Raw genomic sequence first — 16,938 nt, forward strand, 5'->3', positions numbered from 1 at the left:
AATCGTTGGTTCGTATCTTGCTTGACGGTCGATTTTGAATGAATGGGTTAGGCTGGCTTATGGGCCGATATGAATCATGGCCATCCACCACATGCGCCACTCGGGTTTCTGTATCCGCAACGCTTCGGTTGCGGCATGCAGGGCCAGGGCGGAGTGTTCAGGGTTCGGACGGCCGTCGTACTCCAAGTGCTTGTAGAACAGGTGGGCGACTCTTCTTGCTACATTATCGGCCACCGGCCACAAAGCTGCAGTTACGTGTCTGAATCCGATCACTTGGAAAGCTGTCGCTACGTGGATCGCCTCGTCGGCCAAGGTCGGAGCGGAGGTGCCAGTGCTGCAAGCGGAAAGGTAGACGAGTTCGGCGTTGTCCAACCGGATCCCTGCCAGATCAAGCACGGTCAGCCTCTGGTCGGCCAGCACCAATCCGCTGGACGACGGGCTGACAGGATCGGTGACGCCGTGGCATGCGAAGTGTGCAATTGTGCCACGGGGGATCGCGGCGAGCACGGCGTCCCGAGTGGCTGCGGCTTCGACTAACACTTCCACGCTCGTGGGGAACATGTCGCGCAGCTCCGCCACTTCGGGTCCCGCAGCAGGTAGGTAGGGTGTACCAGGGACGTAGGACGTTGCCACAGCCAGCACATGCGGCGCGCATGCCTTCGCCTCGCGCTGGCGACGTGCGTGAATCAAGGCGCGGATCGTCGGCGTGTAGGACGAAATGACCAAGTCCGGTACAGTTTCCGGGACATCGCCCGCAGGCGTGTCGTGATAACCCGCCATGTGAAGCGGAAGAAATGACAACATACCCGACGGACACCACCATAGGCGCGGAAGATCATCATCAGGTGCGTGACGACCAGTCAGGCCGATGCCGTCGAACACCGGCTTGGCGATTGCCTCCCAGAGCCACCCGAGAATATCGCCCAGCAGGCGGTTTTCCTGATGTGGAGATCCCTCCCGTGTCATTGCGGCCTTCAGCGTGACTAGCCGGAGCTCAATCTCCTTTGGGTTCACTCTCGGCAGCCGAATCACCGATACGCCGCTTCTGGTCAACACGAGAGCATCAGACCGGTACCTACTCACGTTGAGCAGTACGACAGGGCCCGCCGTAGCCGCGTCTAGCAGGTCGGTGGTCGCCATCCGACCCAGAAACCCTTCGAATCCAGGCAAACTACGAATCTCCTCCATCACCTCATCCCACTCACGCCGAGCAACACGCTTGGACCATTCCAATGACGACGGCGGATCGTCGTGTCCGTGCGGCGTGAGGTGGTTGAACCGGTCGCGCAAGGCCGCGAAACGGGCCGCGAGATGCGGTGCGCGCTCCGCGAGTTCGGTCAGATCCGTGGACAGGTCGAGCGACCGCGTCAGCAGCACACCCCGACCGTGTTCCCACAATTCGATGGCGCGGGAGGGATCACCTGCATTCAACGCGCACGCGGCAGCGTCCGACGCGAGCCCAGAAAACCTGGCGAGGTGGAACTCGCTGTCGTCGCGGTCGGCTCCGTGCCACACCATCTGGTCGACTGCGTGGATCGCGATGTCAAAGACCTCCACGGCCAACGGCCAGTCACCGGCGGCTGCGGCGGCCCGACCCAGGTGGGTCGTAACGAGCGCGCGCATCGGTGAGCCGACTGCCGTGGTGTTCGAGGCAGCGCGGAGCACGCTGACGGCTTCGTTCAGCAACTCCTGATCACCGCGCAATTCACCGTTCGCCAGCAGCGTGCCGCCGAGGTTCAGGAGGGCACCCGATCGGTCGGGGTGGTCGACGGGTGTGGCGTGGACTGCTTGGCGGGCGACGTCGATGGCGGTGTCCAGGTCCGCGACGTTGCCGGTGCGTTCATAGCGCGCACGGAGGGCGATGCCGAGGTTGGACAGGTGGCGTGGGAGGTTGGGGTGGTCGATGGGTGTGGCGTGGACTGCTTGGCGGGCGACGTCGATGGCGGTGTCCAGGTCCGCGACGTTGCCGGTGCGTTCATAGCGCGCACGGAGGGCGATGCCGAGGTTGGACAGCCTTCCCGCCAGTTCGGGACGCTCATGGTTCGCGCCAGCGACAGCATGACTGCTGGCATCGATCGCGCGGTCGAGTTCGTGCGATTCACCCGTGTGCTGGAACCGGGCGTAATGTGCGATCGCCAGTAGAGACAGCAGGCGGAAGTGCTCGGGATCATCCCGCGGTACCGACGCCGCAGCCTCATTTCCGACTTCGACGATCTCCTGCAGATCGTCGGGATGTCCGTGACGCCGGTAGCGGAGGTACAGCGCGGCCATCAGGCCCGTGAGACCGGGACGGCGATCCCGGTCGCCGAGATCCACTGACTTGCGAAAGATGTCTACCGCCTCGTCCAGTCCGGAGGGCGAGCCGGTTGACTCGACATGCAGCAGCAATGCGCTGCCGAGCCTTTGCAACGTCACCAGCTGTGCGCGGTAGTCCTCCGTAGTTACGCGGGTGAGTGCCAGCCGGAAAGCAGCGATGGAGGTGTCCAGCATGTCCCGGTCGCCGGTAGCCTCGTACTCGTGGATGAGGTCGTCGCCCATCAACATCCACGGGTCGCTATCCGGTCGAAGGGTGTCGGCGGGGACCAGAGTTTCCCGCAGCGCGTCTGGAACAAGATCCGGTCGCGACCGCTGAACCTGGCGGAAGACTTCGATCGCCTCATCCAAGTCGGGACGATCGTCGGGTGCGGGCAGCAGGAGGTAGCGATACCAGTGCAGCAGCCCGACCACCGCTGCAGCCTCCACGTGCTTGGTGACGCGATTGCCAATCGCCTCTCGGAGCGCGATGGCGTCAGCAAGTGCGGCTGGCGCGAGTACTGCCGCCGGATCATAATCCGCGTCGTATCGATCGAGGCAGGCGCGCAAGCGGCGGGTCAAGTCATCAGTCGTCATGGTGACCGCCGATCAGGGAACAGAGCCCGACCGTCATAGGCCGCGCGATGGCGGTCGGTGACGGCCGGGCGGGCACTCAGGCTGATCATCAGGTGGTGGTCATGAGGTCGACGCGACAGGCCACGTTTGGTAGGGCGGCGACGCAGATTCGCCGTCGGCCCTCGTCCGCCGGGCCTCCACCCCAGCCGCAACCTCGGCCACGATCGCATCCATGTCGTTGATGTCGGTGGTCGAGCCGGGCTCACTCGTGCGAAGCAGGACGTCGAGCTTCAACTCGGTGAGCGATCGCTTCATTTCAACGATCGACCGCACGGCCGCGTCGTCCTCGTGCTCCGGCATGGTCACGACTCGTCCTCCTTCGACTGTGCGATGTGGCGCCGTAGCTTCGCCAGTGCGCTGCTGATTCGGTTGTCCACGGTACGCAGTGAGATCCCCGTTCGGTCGGCGATCCACCGCCGGTGGTGGCCGTCGAGGTACCGGTACTCCACCACCTGCCGCTCCTGAAGGCTCAGGACGCGGTGCAGCAGGTCGTTGAGCAGGATCCGATAGTCGAACTCGGCCACGGTCGACTCGCCCGCGGCACGCTTGACGGTCCGCTCCGTACGCAGCGCCTCGCGCTCAAAATGCTTGATGGCTACTCGCGTCCCCACCGTCGCGAGCCACGCCGCAGGGTCTTCGAGCTCGTTGAGCCGATCGCGGCGGCGATAAGCGGCAAGGAATGTCTCTTGGGCGACGTCCTCTGCCAGCCGGGCGTCGCCCGCGCACACCTTGGTGAGTTTTGCGATCAGACGGGGCCTATGCGCGAAGTAGAAGCCGTCGAAGTCGATTCTTTTGAACTGGGTCGCCCGCTGTTGCCTGGCTTCTACCGAGTCAGTACGGTCGACCGGGCCGTCCGAGGCAACCGGGACGACCCGCTCGACCGCCTCGACGTCGCCGTTCCACACCGCGCGCAGCGGGGTGGTGGCAGGACGGCCCGGCCGCGATGCGAGTTCGACATCCCGTAAAGTGGCTGGGTCTTCATCTGCGGGCATGGTCAACGACCCGCCTCCAGTCGACGGCTCGTCGGCGTCGGACTCGTCGACATGCTTGTGGCTCAACCCGTCACCTCATTGTCATCCTGACCCTCCGGCCGAACGACCAGCCGAAGCCCATTCTCTACTGAGTGGGACAACTCTGTGCCCGGCGGCAGCGGCAACGTGGCCATCCGAACCTGCTCCCGAACAATCTGTACTGCGGCCCGCTCACGCCGGAGGCGTTCGACAGTGCCCAACAACCCTGATCGGCGCAATGCGCTCGCGGCAACCGGTAGTAGCGCGACCAGCCCGGTGATCACGGTCGACAGCAGTGCGGCATCCGGTGTCATGGTCACCTCCTCGTCTTACCCACAGGACCGCTGGCGGCGGGGAAAGCTGCAACTTGTGCCACCGGTTACGCCGAACGAGTCCTGTCGACGTGAGAGCCACGCCCGGCAACAGGCCATGTCATGGGAGCGGGCGGGCTTTACCTCGAAGATCGGGCGGACGTTCGAAGACCCGCAGCGCGCTAGGTTCGCGACCGGACGAACATCCGCTCATGCCGCGATGCTGTTGCTCCGGCGAAACGGCCGGTGTATGAGATGGTCAACAGGCTGGCAAGACGAACAACCGATCGACGGTCAGTGATCAGATGCCGTTGTCCTCTGCACGATGGGTGCCGTCGGAGTTGACATTGGCGGGTAGGACGGAGTCATCGGCACCAGAAGCAGCTGGTACTCACACCTGATAGGTGTCTTCGAGTACCAGGCGCTTAGCCGTGGATGTTGCCCATGTTTTTGGTGCCCCCGGCAGGATTCGAACCTGCGCTCCCGCCTCCGGAGGGCGGTGCTCTATCCCCTGAGCTACGGGGGCGGCTGTGTGACGGGGGAAAGAGTAGCGCATGTGGGGTAGTGGGGGGTTGGCGGGGGTGGGTCACGGGTGGGCTGCGGTGCTCGAAGTGGTCTGGACCTTTTGCGGATCTGGCACTAGCCTCTGGGCGATTGCTGCGGGTAATCGCGGGTTGGCGGGGCGTCTGGAGGGATTCGGGCGCGACGGCTAGGAGGGTGTTGTGGCCGAGGTCCGGTACGAAGCTGCGTCGAGGGTGTACCCGGGGTCGCCCCCGGTCCGGGCGGTGGACGGGTTGGACCTGTCGATCGAGGACGGGGAGTTCCTCGTCCTGGTGGGGCCCTCCGGGTCGGGGAAGTCGACCGCGCTGCGGATGCTCGCCGGGTTGGAGGACGTGGACGAGGGCGCGATCCGCATCGGTGACCGCGACGTCACCGCGGTGCCGCCCAAGGGGCGCGACATCGCCATGGTGTTCCAGTCCTACGCGCTCTACCCGCACATGACCGTCGCGCAGAACATGGGCTTCGCGCTCAAGCTGCAGGGGCTGTCCAAGCAGGTCATCGCCGAGAAGGTGACCGAGGCGGCCAAGCTGCTCGACCTGGAGAAGTACCTGGCCCGCAAGCCCAAGGCGCTCTCCGGCGGCCAGCGCCAGCGCGTGGCCATGGGCCGGGCCATCGTGCGCGACCCCGCCGTCTTCCTGATGGACGAGCCGCTGTCCAACCTGGACGCGAAGCTGCGCGTGGAGACCCGCGCCAACATCGCCGCACTGCAGCGCCGCCTGGGCACCACCACCATCTACGTGACGCACGACCAGGTGGAGGCCATGACCATGGGCCACCGGGTCGCCGTGCTCAAGGACGGCCTGCTGCAGCAGTGCGACACCCCGCGCGCCCTCTACGACAACCCGGCCAACGCCTTCGTCGCGGGCTTCATCGGTTCGCCGTCGATGAACCTGCGGCCCAGCGCGGTCGGCAACGGCACGCTCAGCCTCGGTGAGCTCAACGTCCCGCTGACCCGCGACACCGTCGCCGCCATCTCGAAGGCGAACCTCGCGTCGGTGACCGTCGGTGTCCGCCCGGAGTCGCTCGGCCTGGTGCCCGCCGGCTCGCCCAACGCCTTCGACCTGGTGGTCGAGCTGGTCGAGGAGCTCGGCGCGGACGCCCTGGTGCACGGCTCGGTCGCCAACGACCCCGGCGGCCCCCGCCTGGTGCTGCGCGTCGACGGCCGGACCCCGCCCGGGCTCGGCCAGACCGTGCGCGTCGTGCTCCGCGACCCGAGCGAGATCCACCTGTTCCACCCGGAGAACGGCGACCGGCTGATCTAGCCCGCCGCGCAGTCACCCTCCGGCGCGGTTGTCGCAGCCGCGCCGGAGGTGTTTTCCACCCCCGTGCAGCCGCCGGTCACCGGACGGTTCGGGTGCGGGCGGTGCGGACGTGCAGGCCGCACCGCTGGCGCCGCCTCGGCGGTCTCCGTCGGGGCCACCGCCTCCGACGGGTCCGGGGGCTCTGAGGGCTCCGTTGACGGCGGCTCGCTCGGCACTGACGTCTCCGTCGGCGCCGGCGTCTCCGAGGGCGGCTGCGTCGTCGTCGGGGCGGGCTCCGGTGACGGTGACGGCGGCTGCTCCGGCACCGCGACCACGGGTGCCTCCTCCACCGGCGGCGCGGGCGGGATCGGCGTGACGCCACCCGAGTACGCGGTCAACCACGTCGTCACCGCGACCACGTAGTCGCCGGAGTGGTTGTAGCGGAAGATCGCCGCGCCCAGGTCGTCGACGTTGTTCAGGTCCATGCCGCCCGAGCACAGGTAGCGCCCCGCCGCGAGGGCCGCGTCGTAGATGTTGTGCGGGCTGCGCACCCCGTCGCCGTTGCCGTCGGCGGCGTACTTCCGCCAGGTCGACGGGATGAACTGCATCGGGCCGACCGCGCGGTCCCACGTGGTGTCCCCGTCCAGCTCCCCGCCGTCGGTGTCGGCGATGGCCGCGATGCCGGGACCGCCGGAGAGCACCGGCCCCAGGATGCGCGGCGCCGTGTCGCCGTTGTCGTCGGCGCGCCCACCGCCCGCGTGCCCGGACTCGACCCGGCCGATCGCGGCCAGGTGGTACCACTTCAGCCCGCACGCGCGCGGGGCCAGCCGCTCGGCCTTGCGGTACGCGTCGAGCATGTTGCTCGGCACCCCGGTCGAGGTGACCGGCGCCTGCGGCTCGATCCGCTCGACGGCGACGGGCGGGGGCAGCTGGGTCACCGGGCCGATCGCGGGGAACGCGGACATCACCCGTTGCGTCGACGTGCCCGCTTGGTCGGCCGCCGCGGCGACCGGTTCGCGCACCGGGGTCATCGCGATCGGGGACGCGTTCGCCGGGGGTTGGGCCGGGCCGGACGCTTGGGCCGCGGCCGTGGCCAGCGACAACAGGACGAGGGCGAGGGCGGTGACCGGGCGCGCGCCCCCCGGCTGCGATGGGGTAACCACACCTTCCCGTTTACCAGAGCGCTGACAACGCCTCGGGGAGTCCGCGACCATGATCCCTCGTTCGAGTGGCGAACGCCGCCGATCGAGTCACAGCGGGTTGTACGTATGCGCATGTGACTATATGTTGGACGGTGACGGGGAGAGGGGTGCGTGGTGGGACACGGACACGGGCACGGCCTACCGGCGGGCAGCGCGTCGGGGCGGCTCGCGGGCAGGCTCTGGGCCGCCTTCGGCATCGCCGCCGCGATCATGGTCGTGGAGTTCGCGGTCGGCGTCGCCACCGGCTCGCTCGCCCTCATCTCCGACGCCGCCCACATGCTCACCGACGTGGTCGGCGTCGGCCTCGCCCTGGCCGCGATCGTCGTCGCCCGCCGCGCGGTCGCCAAACCCGGCCGCACGTTCGGCCTGTACCGCGCCGAGGTCCTCGCCGCCCTCGCCAACGCCATCCTGCTCTTCGGCGTCGCCGGCTACGTCGTCTTCGAGGCCGTCGAGCGCCTCGGCGACCCCCCGGCCGTCGCCGGTCTCCCGGTCCTGCTCGCGGCCGCCGCGGGCCTGGCCGCCAACGTCGTCTCGTTCTTCCTGCTGCGCGACGGCGCCCAGGAGAGCCTCAACGTCCGCGGCGCGTACCTGGAGGTCGTCGCCGACCTCATCGGCTCCGTCGGCGTCCTGATCAGCGCCCTCATCACCCTCACCACCGGCTGGCGCTGGGCCGACCCGATCATCGGCGTCGCCATCGGCCTGTGGGTCCTGCCCCGAACCTGGTCCCTGGCCCGCCGCGCCCTCCGCATCCTCTTCCAACACGCCCCCGAACGAGTCGACGTCGGCGAAGTAGCCGCCCGCCTCAGCGCCATCCCCGGCGTCGCCGAGGTCCACGACCTGCACGTGTGGACCCTGACCTCGGGCATGGAGGTCGCCTCAGCCCACCTGACGATGTCGGAGAACGCGGACCAGGGCGCCGTGCTGGACGCGGCCAGGGAGCTGCTGCAGCACGAGTACGGCCTGGAACACGCGACCCTGCAGGTAGAACACCGAGACGCAGCCACGAAGTGCAGACAACTTTCCTGGTAGCCCTCAACGGCGCGACGGCCTATTCACCTGGTTGGCCCGAGTCGTCGAATCCCATGGACCTCTTGCCGTAGAAATAAGCTCGCCGCAACACGCCAAACCCTGACCTACCTGGACCAAATGCCGACAACGTTGGCCCAGACCGCCCGCCGACGACGTTGGCCGACACCCGCTCCACCACGGCGCTGGTGCCAAGTGCTCGATGGGGCGGACTTGTTTTGTGTGGGGGGACGGCACCCGTAGCGTCGACAGGGGCAGGGGAGGGCCGCTCTTTGGCCCCCTGCTTTTAGCCCTTCCCAGGGTGTCGTAGGGGCCCCGCGCAAAATAAGTTCGCCCCATCGAGCTCTTCGCATAATCGCGCCTGTCCGATGGCCAGCCGAGGCGTCTACCGCAGCGCAGCGAAGGCACGAGAGCCAGACTTCCCCAGCTCACCGCCCACTCGGCCACGGCCGCCAAGATCAACCCGACCCAAAGACCCCCGAATACACAGCCTACCCAGGGGAACGCAAGGCCAGAGAGGCTGAAACCAGGGCCTGTGGACAACCAGAGGCCTTGTGGATAACCCGCCCCAAGCGGCAGTTCGGCGTCGTGGACCACTCAAGTCGCAACAGACACCCACGCCGACGGATAACCCAAGCTCAGCCAGGAAGCGGCTGCGCGCCCCGACTGGTGAGCATCGAGGTCAGCAGCTTGACCTCCGCCGACTGCCCCTGCTGAATCTTCGAAGCCAGATTCCGCACATAAGGAACCCGAGCATGATCAGCCGCATAGCTGGCCATTTCCAGCCCACCTTCATGGTGCCGGAGCATGAGCTGCAGGAAGTAAACAGTGAACTCCGGGTCCTTGAGGGCCCGAAGCTTCATCAGCTCTTCCGAAGTAGCCATTCCCGGCATCAGGTCCAGGCCGGAGGGGGACGAATGGGAGTGCGTAGCGCCTGCCATCCAGCGCATGTGGGGTTGGTCGGTGGGGGGGAGGGTGGGTTGGCCCCAGGCGGTGAGCCAGCCGCTGAGTTGGCCGCTTTGGTCTAGTTGGGTGGACTCGATGTCGAAGGCCAGTTGGCGGACCTCGGTGTCGTCGCTGCGGTCTCGGGCCATGCCCGCGAGGGTGATGGCCTGGAGGTGGTGCACGCGCATGTCCTGGGCGAAGCCGACGTCGATCGAGTCGGCGCCTGGGGTGTCCTCGCCGCCGCCGGTGGCGGCGAGGGTGATGAGCATGCCCGCGGTGGCGCCGACCAGGAGGACGACCAGGGCGGCGGCCGCGTAAACGAGCGTCGACCGCCCCCGGGTGGTGGGGGCGGTCGACGGCTGTGACGAGGTCACTGGGAGGGCTGGGCGGCCGAGGTGGTCGGGGCCGCGGGGGTCGAGGCGGGGGCGGAGGCCGGGGCCGACGGGTCGGTGCTGGCGCCGGGGGCCTTGCCGTCCATGCCGACGGCGTCCGCGCCGGGCTTCTCGGCGACGAAGGGCGGCGGGTTGGCCGGGTCGAAGCCGGTCTGGTTGCTGTCGCAGCGGCCGCCGGGCTCGGGGTTCTGGTAGTTGTTCGTGCGCAGCGACTTGATGAACTGGTCGATGCGCTCGTCGTCCGCGCTGTCGAGCTTGAGCTGGTGGCCCCACGACTGCAGCGAGATCGGCCGGTCGAGACCGGGGTAGGGCGACATCACCATGTACGCCTTGCCCTCGACCCTGGCCTTCAGCTTGTCCAGCGCCTCGCCCTGGACCTTGTCCGGGTTGTAGGCGATCCACACCGAGCCGTGCTCCAGGGTGTGGACCATGTTCTCGCTGCGCACCGGGGCCGGGTACACGATGCCGGTGCAGTCGGCCCAGACACCGTCGTGCGGGCCGCCGAAGGGCGGGCTCTGGTCGTAGGCGACGCGCTGGGTGGACTGCACGTGCTGGCCGGACGCGTAGGCGACCTTGACCACGCCGTCGATGGCCTCGGACGGGTCCTTGTTGTCCTCGCCTGCGATGAACTTCTCCGAGGCCGAGACCTGGACATAGGCATAGGTGAACACGCCACCGGCCAGCAGCACGATCGCGGTGATACCGCTGATCAGTCCCCAGGGCGGGCCCTTCTTGGTGACCACGGATGCCCGCGCGGCCGACACCGCGCTCTTGCCACCCTTGCCGCCGTGTGGGCCCTTCTTCTGCGTTCCGCTGGCCATGCCGTCCCTCGGACCTCTGAGCGCGTCGGCTCCCCGGGACGACCGGGAAGCCCGCACCTGGTGGGTGCGGAGGCCAAGTCTAGGGAACCGGTGTCTGGTCGGTGTCAACCGAGGTCCGGGTACCGGCTACCGGCCGGTCGGCGGGATCGCTCCAGGTCCGGGGTCCGACGGGTCGAACGGCGGCGGGTCGTCCTGGTCGAAGCGGCCCGCGCCGAGCTGGTCGCAGGACGCCCCCGGCTCGGGCGTCAGGTACTGGTTGGCCCTGGTCGCCTGGATGAACTGGTCGACCCGCTCGTCGTCGACCTCGTCGACCTGCAGCTGCCGCCCCCACGACTGCGCCGACACCGCCTTGCCCTGGCCGGGGTACGGCGACATGACGGTGTACGGCTTGCCGTTGACCTTCTTCGCCAGCGCCGCGACCCCGGCCTTGTCGAGCTTGTCCGGGTCGTAGCTCAGCCACACCGCGCCGTGCTCGAGCGAGTGCACGAGGTTCTCGGTGCGGACCGCGACCTTGTAGACCACGCCGTTGCAGGCCGCCCACACCGCGTCGTGCGCGCCGCCGAGCGGGGGCTTGTGGTCGTAGGCGACCCGCTCGGTCGGCTTGACGTGCTGGGCGCCCTTGTACTCGATCGAGAGCACCCCGTCGATCTTCTCCGTGGGGTCCTGGTTGTCCTCGGTCGGGCTGAACCCCTTGTCGGCCGTGGTCGACTTCCCGGTCGAGGGCGACGAGACGCTGACCGGGCTGCCCGACTGCGTGCTCGAACAGCCGACGAGGGCCGCGGCGGCCGCGGCGAGCGCGAGGGGACGGGCGTACCGAATCATGTGGGTGAGTCTATGGACCCCGGGCCGCTGGGGACATGGGCCCCGGCCAGCGCGGGGAACCCCGCTACCTAGACTTGCCCGGTGACCCCCGCCGTGCTCGCTGACCTGGTTCGTTCCGCCGCCGTGCGCGTGCTGGACGACCGGGGGCTCGACACCCGCGCGGTCCCCGACGACGTCGCCGTCACCCGTCCGCGTGATCGCAACCGGGGGGACTACGCCACCGCCGTCGCCCTGCGCGCCGCCGGTCCGCTCGGTGTCCCGCCCCGGCTGCTGGCGCACTGGCTGGCCGACGAGCTGGTCACCGACCCCGCCGTCGCCGAGGTCGAGGTCGCGGGCGCCGGGTACGTCAACCTCTGGCTGACGGCCGAGACCCGCGCCGACGCCGTCCGCCGCGCCATCGAGGCGCGCCCGCTGCGCACCCGGGAGATCACCCTCCCGGCGACCGTCCGCACCACGACCGGCGAGATGACCACCGCCGACCTGGCCGACACCGTCGGTGCCGACGCCGCCCGGTTCGCCGCGCTCAGCGACTCCACTGTGGACGTCGACGTGCTCGCGGGCCAGACGGAGGAGAGCCCCTTCTACTGCGTCCTCTACGTGCACGCCCTGCTGTCGTCCTTGCTGCGCAACGGCGAGGAGCTCGGCGTCGTACCGACCACAGTGGACGTTCACTTGCTCGACAACCCGGACGAGGTCGACCTCGCGCGCACCATCGCCGAGTTCCCCGACGCCGTCACCGGTCCACCCGCGCGGGCCATCCGCTACCTGCGCAGGCTCTCCGACCAGGCCTGGGAGTTCACCGAGCGCCACCGGGTCCTGCCCCAGGGCGACCAGGAGCCGACCCGCGAGCACGACGCGCTGCTCGCGCTCTGCGCCGCCGCCCGCCAAGTGCTGGCTGCCGGGTTGCGGCAGCTGGGAATCACCGCACCGCAACGATTGTAGGAACAATGAGGGCACACCCGGCAGGTCCGCGGCACGCGGATGTCCTGTCGTCGAGCAACACCGCCAGCGAGCGGCCGACCACCGCGGCCGCGCTCGACGAGCTGGTCGAGTCGGTCTGGCCGCGCAACACCGCCCGCGGTGACGACGGGGCCGTGCGCGTCGCGGGCGTCGACGTCCGCGAGCTGGCCGAGACGTACGGGACCCCGCTGTTCGTCGTCGACGAGGACGACTTCCGCGCCCGCTGCCGCGAGCACGCGCGGGCCTTCGGCGACCCCGCCCTGGTGCACTACGCGTCCAAGGCGTTCCTGTCCGTCGAGATCGCCCGCTGGGTCGCCCAGGAGGGCCTGAGCATCGACGTGTGCAGCGGTGGCGAGCTCGCCGTCGCGCTGCGCGCCGACTTCCCGCCGGAGCGGATCACCCTGCACGGCAACAACAAGTCGACCGCCGAGCTGGCCGAGGCGCTGGACGCGGGCGTCGGCACGGTCGTGGTCGACTCCTTCTTCGAGATCGCCCGCCTCGACCACCTCGCCCGCGAGCGCGGCGTCGTCGCCGACGTCCTCATCCGCGTGACCGTCGGCGTCGAGGCGCACACCCACGAGTTCATCGCCACCGCGCACGAGGACCAGAAGTTCGGCTTCTCGCTGGCAGGCGGCGACGCGGCCGAGGCGGCGCGCCGGGTGCTCAAGTCCGGCGGGCTGCGCCTGGTCGGCCTGCACAGCCACATCGGCTCGCAGATCTTCGACGCCGACGGCTTCGAGGTCGCCGCGCACCGGGTCATCGGGCTGCTCGCCGAACTGCACGCCGAGCACGGCGCCGACGCGCTCACCGAGGTCACCACCGTCGACCTCGGCGGCGGCCTGGGCATCGCCTACACCGCCCAGGACGACCCGCCGCCGCCCGGCTGGCTGGCCGAGCAGCTGCGCACCATCGTCACCAAGGAGTGCGAGCACGCCGACCTGCCGCTGCCCAAGCTCGCCGTCGAGCCGGGCCGGGCCATCGTCGGCCCCGGCACCATCACCCTCTACGAGGTCGGCACCACCAAGGACGTCTCGCTCGGGCACGGCACCGGCCGCCGCTACGTCAGCGTCGACGGCGGCATGAGCGACAACATCCGCACCGCGCTCTACGACGCCGTCTACGACACCCGCCTGGTCTCGCGCGCCAGCGACGAGGGCGAACGCGGCGCGCGGGCCGTGCTGTCCCGAGTCGTGGGCAAGCACTGTGAGTCCGGCGACGTTGTGGTGCGAGACTGCTGGCTGCCCGACAACCTTGCACCCGGCGACCTGCTGGCCGTCGCGGCGACCGGCGCCTACTGCTACTCGATGGCGAGCAACTACAACCGGCTGCCCCGACCGGCGGTGGTGGCCGTGCGCGAGGGCTCGGCGCGGCTGCTGCTGCGCCGCGAGACCGTGGACGACCTGCTCAGACTGGAGACGACGTGACGCTCGAGGCCGGCAAACCGATCCGGGTGGCCCTGCTCGGCTGCGGCACCGTTGGCACCCAGATCGCCCGGCTGCTCACCGAGCAGGCCGACGACCTGGCCGCCAGGGTGGGTGCCAGGATCGACCTGGTCGGCATCGCGGTGCGCAGGCCCAACAAGCACCGCGAGGTGCCTGCCGAGCTGCTCACCACCGACGCCGCCGCCCTGGTCACCCGCGCCGACGTCGACGTGGTGGTCGAGGTCATCGGCGGCATCGAGCCGACCAGGGGCTGGCTGCTCGACGCCCTCAACGCGGGCAAGTCGGTGGTCACCGCCAACAAGGCGCTGCTGGCCGAGCACGCCGGCGAGCTGTTCGAGGCCGCCGACCGCACCGGTGCCGACCTGTACTTCGAGGCCGCCGTCGCCGGGGCCATCCCGCTGCTGCGGCCGCTGCGCGAGTCGCTGGCCGGTGACCGCATCACCCGGGTGATGGGCATCGTCAACGGCACCACGAACTTCATCCTGTCCGCGATGGACGAGACCGGCGCGGGCTACGGCGAGACCCTGGACGAGGCCTCCCGGCTCGGGTACGCCGAGGCCGACCCGACCGCCGACGTCGACGGGTTCGACGCCGCGTCCAAGGCCGCGATCCTGGCGTCGCTGTCGTTCCACACCCGCGTCACCGCGGGCGACGTCTACCGCGAGGGCATCTCCGCGGTGACCTCGGCCGACTTCGCCGCGGCCCGCGCGCTGGGCCGCACCATCAAGCTGCTGGCGATCTGCGAGCGCGTGCACACCGAGGACGGCGAGTCGGTCGCGGTCCGCGTGCACCCCGCGATGATCCCGCGCAGCCACCCCCTCGCGGGCGTCAGCGGCGCGTTCAACGCCGTGTTCGTCGAGGCGGAGGCCGCCGGCCAGCTCATGTTCTACGGGCAGGGAGCCGGCGGTGCACCCACCGCCAGCGCCGTGCTCGGCGACCTGGTGGCGGTAGCCCGCAACCGGGTCGTCGGCGGGCGCGGACCGCGCGAGTCGGCCTACGCCGACCTGGCGGTGCGCCCGATCGCGCAGGCGTCGACCAGGTACCACATCAGCCTGGACGTCGCCGACCGCGCGGGCGTGCTCTCGGCGGTCGCCGCCGAGTTCGCCCAGCACGAGGTGAGCATCGCCGCTGTCCGCCAGGAGGGCAGGGCGAACGACGCGAGCCTCGTGATCGTCACCCACTCGGCACCGGACGCCGCGCTACGCTCCACAGTGGACAAGGTCGCTGGGCTGCCGTTCGTGCACGAGGTGGTCAGCGTGATGCGGGTCGAAGGCGAGGACTCATGACCATCCCCACCGGTGTGCGGCCAGGGTGGCCGGGCATCATCCAGGCGTACCAGGACCGGATCCCCCTACCCGACGGCGCGCGCGTCGTCACCCTCGGCGAGGGCAACACCCCGCTGCTGGCCGCGCCGTACCTGTCGGAGCGCACCGGCAGCACCGTCTACCTCAAGGTCGAGGGCCACAACCCGACCGGGTCCTTCAAGGACCGCGGCATGACCGTGGCCATCACGCACGCCCTCGCGACGGGCCTCGAGGCGGTCATCTGCGCGTCCACCGGCAACACCTCGGCGTCGGCGTCGGCCTACGCCGCCCGCGCGGGCCTGACCTCGGCGGTGCTGGTGCCGCGCGGCAAGATCGCGCTCGGCAAGCTCGCCCAGGCCGTCGCCTACGGCGCGCGGGTGCTGCAGATCGACGGCAACTTCGACGACTGCCTGGAACTGGCCCGCAAGACCGCCAACGAGTACCCGATCGGGCTGGTCAACTCGGTCAACCCGGTGCGCCTGATCGGCCAGAAGACCGCGGCGTGGGAGGTCTGCGACGTCCTCGGGCGCGCGCCGGACATCCACTGCCTCCCGGTCGGCAACGCGGGCAACATCACCGCGTACTGGCGCGGGTACCGCGACTACGCCGAGGACGGCATCACCACCGGCACACCGCGGATGTTCGGCTTCCAGGCCGCGGGCGCCGCGCCGATCGTGCGCGGGGAACCGGTGCCCAACCCGGAGACCATCGCCACCGCGATCCGCGTGGGCAGCCCGGCGTCCTGGGCCGGTGCGGTCGCCGCCCGCGACGAGTCCGGCGGGCTCATCGACGCGGTCAGCGACGAGCAGATCCTCGAGGCGTACCGGCTGCTGCCGTTGCGCGAGGGCGTGTTCGTCGAACCCGGTTCGGCGGCCAGCATCGCCGGTCTGCTCGCCACCGCCGCCGACGGCAGGCTCCCCAAGGGCTCCGTCGTGGTCTGCACCGTCACCGGGCACGGCCTCAAGGACCCCGACACCGCGCTGGACGGGCTCGTCGAGGTCGAGCCGGTGCCGGTGGACGCCTCGGCGGTCGCCTCCGCGCTGGACCTGGGGTGAGCGCGGGCGTCCGCGTCCGGGTACCCGCCTCCTCGGCGAACCTGGGCGCGGGGTTCGACGCGCTCGGGCTCGCCCTGGGACTGCACGACGTGCTCGAGGTGCGCCCCGGCTCGACCCCGCTGGCCGTCGTGGTCAGCGGGGAGGGCGCGGGCGAGGTCCCGCTCGACGAGACGCACCTGGTCGTGCGCGCGCTGCGGGCGGCGAGCGCGCACCTCGGGCACGACCCGGGCGGCCTGGAACTGACCTGTGCCAACGCGATCCCGCACGCGCGCGGACTCGGCTCGTCGGCCGCCGCCATCGTCGCGGGCATCGCCGCCGGGTACGGCCTGGCGGGCGTCGAACTGGCCGGGACGGCGCTGGAGGACGCGCTGCACCTGGCCGCCGAGTTCGAGGGCCACGCGGACAACGTCGCCGCCAGCCTGCTCGGCGGGCTCGTGCTCGCCTGGACGGAGGAGACCACGGGCCGCTTCCGCGCCGCGCGGGTCGAACCGCATCCGGACCTGCGTCCGGTCGCGATCGTGCCCGCGGAGCAGTCCGCGACCCACGTGACCAGGGGCTTGTTGCCCGAGGTCGTCCCGCACACCGACGCCGCGTTCGCCGCCGGGCGCGCCGCGCTCGCGGTGCACGCCATCGCCGCGCGACCGGACCTGCTGCTGCCCGCCACGGCGGACACGCTGCACCAGGACTACCGGGAGAAGGCGTGGCCGGACACCCTGCGCGTGGTCCGGGACCTGCGCGCCAGGGGCGTCGCGGCAGCGGTTTCCGGGGCGGGGCCGACGGTGCTGGCGCTGACCACGGACGGTGTCCTGCCCGCCGCCCTCGATCTCACCGGTTTCACGGTGATCCCCGTTGGGGTGGACCGATCGGGCGTGCGGGTAGACCCGCTCGGCTGAACGCCGAACACTGGCGGTCACGGTG

At 70.0% G+C, this 16,938-nt stretch carries 15 protein-coding genes and 1 tRNA gene; 7 read left to right on the forward strand and 9 right to left on the reverse strand.

The window, feature by feature from the left end; translation table 11 throughout:
* Window positions 1-57: 57 nt before the first annotated feature.
* The 5 genes from LV79_RS10710 to LV79_RS10730 form a co-directional block, all read right to left on the reverse strand.
* The gene (locus LV79_RS10710; RefSeq protein ID WP_253834627.1) at window positions 58-2,889 is read right to left on the reverse strand and encodes a CHAT domain-containing protein; all 2,832 of its coding nucleotides are present in this window, start codon (window positions 2,887-2,889) and stop codon (window positions 58-60) included.
* Between the two features lie 99 nt (window positions 2,890-2,988).
* Window positions 2,989-3,234: a hypothetical protein gene (locus LV79_RS10715; protein ID WP_253834629.1), complete on the reverse strand. Its 246-nt coding sequence runs from the start codon at window positions 3,232-3,234 to the stop codon at window positions 2,989-2,991.
* Window positions 3,231-3,920, reverse strand: coding sequence for an RNA polymerase sigma factor (locus LV79_RS10720; protein ID WP_253835984.1), 690 nt, complete (start codon window positions 3,918-3,920; stop codon window positions 3,231-3,233). The genes LV79_RS10715 and LV79_RS10720 overlap by 4 nt, the downstream gene beginning before the upstream one ends.
* 62 nt (window positions 3,921-3,982) lie before the next feature.
* Entirely contained in the window at window positions 3,983-4,252 is a 270-nt protein-coding gene (locus LV79_RS10725) for a hypothetical protein (protein WP_253834631.1), read from the reverse strand.
* Window positions 4,253-4,700: 448 nt separating this feature from the next.
* Window positions 4,701-4,775 (reverse strand) — tRNA-Arg (locus LV79_RS10730).
* Between the two features lie 196 nt (window positions 4,776-4,971).
* Between LV79_RS10730 and LV79_RS10735 the strand changes: the two genes are divergently transcribed.
* A complete protein-coding gene (locus LV79_RS10735; protein ID WP_253834633.1) occupies window positions 4,972-6,072 on the forward strand; it encodes an ABC transporter ATP-binding protein in 1,101 nt (366 codons plus the stop codon).
* Here the strand turns inward: LV79_RS10735 and LV79_RS10740 are convergent.
* Entirely contained in the window at window positions 6,069-7,214 is a 1,146-nt protein-coding gene (locus tag LV79_RS10740) for a lytic transglycosylase domain-containing protein (protein WP_253834635.1), read from the reverse strand. The two genes, LV79_RS10735 and LV79_RS10740, sit on opposite strands and share 4 nt — an antisense overlap.
* A 153-nt stretch (window positions 7,215-7,367) precedes the next feature.
* Between LV79_RS10740 and LV79_RS10745 the strand changes: the two genes are divergently transcribed.
* Window positions 7,368-8,282 carry a cation diffusion facilitator family transporter gene (locus LV79_RS10745; RefSeq protein WP_253834637.1) on the forward strand — a complete coding sequence of 305 codons (915 nt, stop codon included), beginning with the start codon at window positions 7,368-7,370 and terminating at the stop codon, window positions 8,280-8,282.
* Between the two features lie 635 nt (window positions 8,283-8,917).
* Here the strand turns inward: LV79_RS10745 and LV79_RS10750 are convergent.
* From LV79_RS10750 to LV79_RS10760, 3 genes are all read right to left on the reverse strand, one after another.
* Window positions 8,918-9,598, reverse strand: coding sequence for a DUF305 domain-containing protein (locus tag LV79_RS10750; RefSeq protein ID WP_253834639.1), 681 nt, complete (start codon window positions 9,596-9,598; stop codon window positions 8,918-8,920).
* Window positions 9,595-10,437, reverse strand: coding sequence for a thioredoxin-like domain-containing protein (locus tag LV79_RS10755; RefSeq protein WP_253834641.1), 843 nt, complete (start codon window positions 10,435-10,437; stop codon window positions 9,595-9,597). Before LV79_RS10755 ends, LV79_RS10750 begins: the two co-directional genes overlap by 4 nt.
* Window positions 10,438-10,563: 126 nt before the next feature.
* The gene (locus LV79_RS10760) at window positions 10,564-11,259 is read right to left on the reverse strand and encodes a thioredoxin-like domain-containing protein (protein WP_253834643.1); all 696 of its coding nucleotides are present in this window, start codon (window positions 11,257-11,259) and stop codon (window positions 10,564-10,566) included.
* Between the two features lie 81 nt (window positions 11,260-11,340).
* On the opposite strand from LV79_RS10760, the gene LV79_RS10765 reads away from it, so the two are divergent.
* Genes LV79_RS10765 through thrB form a run of 5 tightly spaced genes read left to right on the forward strand, consistent with a single transcriptional unit; the run spans window position 11,341 to window position 16,913 of the window.
* A complete protein-coding gene (locus LV79_RS10765; protein ID WP_253834645.1) occupies window positions 11,341-12,201 on the forward strand; it encodes an arginine--tRNA ligase in 861 nt (286 codons plus the stop codon).
* A gap of 5 nt (window positions 12,202-12,206) precedes the next feature.
* Complete coding sequence (gene lysA / locus LV79_RS10770) at window positions 12,207-13,643, forward strand: diaminopimelate decarboxylase (protein ID WP_253834647.1); 1,437 nt, start codon at window positions 12,207-12,209, stop codon at window positions 13,641-13,643.
* On the forward strand, window positions 13,640-14,947 hold the full coding sequence (locus LV79_RS10775) for a homoserine dehydrogenase (protein ID WP_253834649.1): 1,308 nt from the start codon (window positions 13,640-13,642) through the stop codon (window positions 14,945-14,947). The genes lysA and LV79_RS10775 overlap by 4 nt, the downstream gene beginning before the upstream one ends.
* The gene (thrC, locus tag LV79_RS10780) at window positions 14,944-16,020 is read left to right on the forward strand and encodes a threonine synthase (protein WP_253834651.1); all 1,077 of its coding nucleotides are present in this window, start codon (window positions 14,944-14,946) and stop codon (window positions 16,018-16,020) included. The genes LV79_RS10775 and thrC overlap by 4 nt, the downstream gene beginning before the upstream one ends.
* The gene (thrB, locus tag LV79_RS10785) at window positions 16,017-16,913 is read left to right on the forward strand and encodes a homoserine kinase (protein WP_253834653.1); all 897 of its coding nucleotides are present in this window, start codon (window positions 16,017-16,019) and stop codon (window positions 16,911-16,913) included. The genes thrC and thrB overlap by 4 nt, the downstream gene beginning before the upstream one ends.
* The last annotated feature ends 25 nt before the right edge of the window (window positions 16,914-16,938 follow it).

Origin of the sequence: Actinokineospora globicatena (assembly GCF_024171945.1) — a bacterium.
Lineage (GTDB): Bacteria > Actinomycetota > Actinomycetes > Mycobacteriales > Pseudonocardiaceae > Actinokineospora > Actinokineospora globicatena.